Origin of the sequence: Mycobacterium sp., from assembly GCF_050701675.1 — a bacterium.
GTDB lineage: Bacteria > Actinomycetota > Actinomycetes > Mycobacteriales > Mycobacteriaceae > Mycobacterium.
This window is the reverse complement of the sequence record NZ_JBOGDD010000887.1, coordinates 1-4,092: the sequence shown is the minus strand read 5'-3', so window position 1 is coordinate 4,092 and position 4,092 is coordinate 1. Positions and strand designations below refer to the sequence as shown.

Below are 4,092 nucleotides of genomic sequence, written 5' to 3'. Positions count from 1 at the left end.
CTCAACTGACCCTGCTCGAAAACCTCGATGCCCAGCTCACTCGCCTGGAGGCGAACTGATGTCGACCGTCTTCGACACCTATACGAACCTGACCGTCTGCGGAGGGCCTGTGCGCCTGTACCGCGCGGGCGACACCGGACCGCCCCTGCTCCTATTGCACGGCGCCATGCTCGACACCGGGCAGGGCGTGTGGCACGACGTCGTCGAGCAGTTCGCCGCCGACTATCGAGTCCACGTCATCGACCTGCCGAGGCACGGCGGTAGCCGGCCCTGGGAGGGTTTGCTCGACGACGCCTACTACCGTCGCTTCATCCTCGAACTCCTCGATGAGCTCGACCTGCCCCGCGTCGCGCTGATTGGCTTGTCCATGGGAGGTGGCGTGGCAGTCGGATTTGCGCTGGATCACCCCGACCGCGTCACCGCCCTGGTGTCGATAGGCCCCGGCGGAATCGGAGCGAAGCGCCCATACCAATTCCTTACCTGGGCGACGTTGCGGGCCCCCGGCGTACTGAGACTGTGCAGCTGGATCCTGGCTCGATCCCCCGGCTATCTCCGCTCGTCCATGGGCAGTCACCTGACTGCCGGGGCCGACACCCCGGGATTCGAGCGCATCGTCGCCTTGGCGCACGGGGAAGCCCGGAAGAAGAGCCGCCACGGGGAGAAGGCTCTCGACGATTGGCAGATCGAGGCATACGGACCCTGGGCGATGCGCCTCGACAACACGCCCCTGCTGCACCGACTGACGGTTCCCACCCTGTGGGTGCGCGGGGACGACGATCGTCTGGTCGGCAATGCGGATCTCGCCGCGGCCCATGCTGCGACCCCTGACTCCCGGTTCGTCACGATCGCCGACGCCGGCCACATCGTCACCTATGACCGTCCCGACGAAGTCAGCGTCGTGGTCCGGGAGTTCCTGGCCGAAGTGCTCGACGGGTCGGAAACGTAGAGGCCAGGCCCCCGAAAAATACGACGAAATTGTTATTCGGCCGGTGAGTAGCGGCGCTTCGTGTCCTCTGCGATGGGCCGATAGCGTTGGGTGATGGAGTGGAGTTTTCGGTCGGCCGAAGAGCTTGCGACTGCGTTGTGTGCCGGTGAGGTGACATCGGTTGAACTGACGGATGAGGCGATCGCTCGTATCGAGCGGGACGACACGCTGATCAACGCGATCTGCGTGCCGGACTTCGATCGGGCCCGGGTCGCCGCACATGGTGCCGACCGGGCGCGCGCCCGCGGCGAGGATCGGCCGCTGCTCGGTATTCCGGTGACGGTAAAGGAGTCCTACAACGTCGCCGGGCTACCCACGACCTGGGGCATGCCAGCGCACGCGAACTATGTTCCGGCCGAGGACGCGGTAGCGGTGTCGCGGCTCAAGGCCGCCGGGGCGGTCGTGCTCGGTAAGACCAATGTGCCGCTCATGCTGAAAGATTGGCAGAGCTTCAACGAGATTTACGGCACCACCAACAACCCGTGGGATCACGGTCGCACATCGGGTGGATCCTCCGGCGGATCAGCGGCGGCGCTGGCATCTGGATTCGGCGCGCTGTCTATCGGCTCCGACCTCGCGGGTTCACTGCGCAACCCAGCGCATTTCTGCGGTATCTACGCACACAAACCGACATTCGGGCTGGTGGCGGCCCGCGGTATGGTGCCGCCGCCCGCACCGGCGTTGCCGGTCGACGGCGACCTCGCCGTCTGCGGTCCGATGGCACGTACCGCTCGCGACCTCACATTGCTGCTGGACGTGATGGCGGGACCGGACCCGCTGACACTCGGCGTCGCCTACGACATGACGCTGCCGCCCGCGCGCCACGAGCGGCTCTGCGACTTCCGTGTCCTGGTCCTCGACGAGCATCCGCTCATTGCGACCGGGTCCGCGGTGCGGGCAGGCGTGAACCGGGTGGCCGACGCGCTGGCCGCCGTCGGCGCCCGCGTCGAACGGCACAGCCCGCTGTTGCCCGATCTCACCGAAGCCGCGACGCTCTACACGCAATTGATGGTGTCGAACGTCGCCGCAAGTTTCCCCGCGGAGTGGTACGAGCAGCTGCGTGCCCACGCCGCCGGACTAGACGCCGACGACCAGAGTCGCGGCGCGGTGTGGTTACGAGCCGGGGTGTTCAGCCACCGCGACTGGATCGAGGCGAACAACCGCCGCGAGCTCCACCGTCACGGCTGGCGACAGTTTTTCGCCGAGTTCGATGCCGTGGTGTGCCCGATCACGCCGACTCCCGCCTTCCCGCACGACCACAACCCCGATGTCGGGCAACGGGTACTCGACATCGATGGTGTCGAGTACCCGTATGGCGACCAGATCCTCTGGGCCGGGCTGGCCACCATGCCTGGTTTGCCCGCCACCGCCATACCGGCGGGCCGGTCCCCCGCGGGTTTGCCAGTCGGAGTGCAGCTCATCGGCCCAATGTTCGAGGACCGCACCCCGCTGCGGCTTGCCGAACTACTCGAGCAGAATGTCGGCGGCTTCCAAGCACCGAACTAGGGCTTACTACCCGGTGTCCGTCAAGTGGGCGCGGTCGAGCCGGGCCGGCCATGGACCGTGACCGGCTCGCCATCGTCGGCGTAGAGCTGACCTCAGTTGCTGCACCCCTGGCGGATGTCACAACCTGACCGTGCCTGAAGCCGGAAAGTTCGTGATTTTCCGGCACCAAGCTCATGAGCCATGCACATCTAGCGTTGGGCAGCGGTCAGCACTTCCAGGGCGACAGGTTCGGTGAAGTGTCCGGTGGGATCGATTTCGAGGAGGGTGTTGGTGACCGCTCCCTCGAAGGCTGCCGGTCACCGAGCAGTCGGCGAAGTGCCGGTCATACTCCCATGTTGCGATTTCCTACGGATGACTCGCTGGGAACAAATCGCGCACCCGCCCCGTTGACCCATTCGACAACTTGAGTGAAGCAGGCTCAACTCTGGCTTGACACCAACGCACCCGCGAAGGCAAGCTTGAGCGTGGTCCACTCAGACCCCGTAATGCGTTTTCTATACAGGAGGCAGTAACTATGGCTCGTGCGGTCGGTATCGACCTCGGGACCACCAACTCCGTCGTCTCGGTGCTCGAAGGCGGAGAACCCGTCGTCGTCGCAAACTCGGAGGGCTCACGTACCACCCCGTCGGTCGTCGCGTTCGCGCGCAACGGCGAGGTGCTGGTCGGCCAGCCCGCCAAGAACCAGGCAGTCACCAACGTCGACCGGACCATCCGTTCGGTCAAGCGCCACATCGGCACTGACTGGTCCGTCGAGATCGACGGCAAGGACTACACGTCGCAGGAGATCAGCGCGCGCATCTTGATGAAGCTCAAGCGCGACGCCGAGAGCTACCTGGGTGAGGACATCACCGACGCGGTCATCACCGTGCCCGCGTACTTCAACGACGCCCAGCGCCAGGCCACCAAGGAGGCCGGTCAGATCGCCGGGCTCGAGGTCCAGCGCATCGTCAACGAGCCCACCGCGGCGGCGTTGGCCTACGGCCTGGACAAGGCCGACAAGGATCAGACCATCCTGGTCTTCGACCTCGGTGGCGGCACGTTCGACGTCTCGCTGCTCGACATCGGCGACGGTGTCGTCGAGGTCCGCGCGACCTCCGGCGACAACCACCTCGGTGGCGACGACTGGGACGACCGGATCGTCACGTGGCTGGTGGACAAGTTCAGGGCCTCGGCAGGCATCGACCTGACCAAGGACAAGATGGCCATGCAGCGGCTGCGTGAAGCGGCCGAGAAGGCGAAGATCGAGCTCAGCTCGGGTCAATCCACGTCGATCAACCTGCCGTACATCACGGTGGACGCGGACAAGAACCCGCTGTTCCTCGACGAGCAGCTCAGTCGGGCCGAGTTCCAGAAGATCACTCAGGATCTGCTGGACCGCACGCGCAAGCCGTTCCAGTCGGTCATCAAGGACGCCGGTGTTTCCGTGGCCGATATCGACCACGTGGTGCTGGTGGGTGGTTCCACCCGCATGCCCGCGGTCACCGATCTGGTCAAGGAACTGACCGGCGGCAAGGAGCCCAACAAGGGCGTCAACCCCGATGAGGTTGTCGCCGTGGGTGCCGCGCTGCAAGCCGGTGTGCTCAAGGGCGAGGTGAAAGACG

General features: G+C 65.5%; 3 protein-coding genes. All 3 read left to right on the top strand.

The genetic code is table 11. The annotated features are described in order from the left end of the window. Nucleotides 1-58 precede the first annotated feature (58 nt). Nucleotides 59-946: an alpha/beta fold hydrolase gene (locus ACRDUX_RS27020; RefSeq protein ID WP_526418292.1), complete on the top strand. Its 888-nt coding sequence runs from the start codon at nucleotides 59-61 to the stop codon at nucleotides 944-946. A gap of 93 nt (nucleotides 947-1,039) precedes the next feature. Further along, nucleotides 1,040-2,491, top strand: coding sequence for an amidase (locus tag ACRDUX_RS27015; RefSeq protein ID WP_526418290.1), 1,452 nt, complete (start codon nucleotides 1,040-1,042; stop codon nucleotides 2,489-2,491). A 514-nt stretch (nucleotides 2,492-3,005) separates the two neighbouring features. Then, nucleotides 3,006-4,092, top strand: a 1,087-nt coding sequence (locus ACRDUX_RS27010; RefSeq protein WP_526418288.1) for an Hsp70 family protein, incomplete at its 3' end; no start/stop codon positions are given.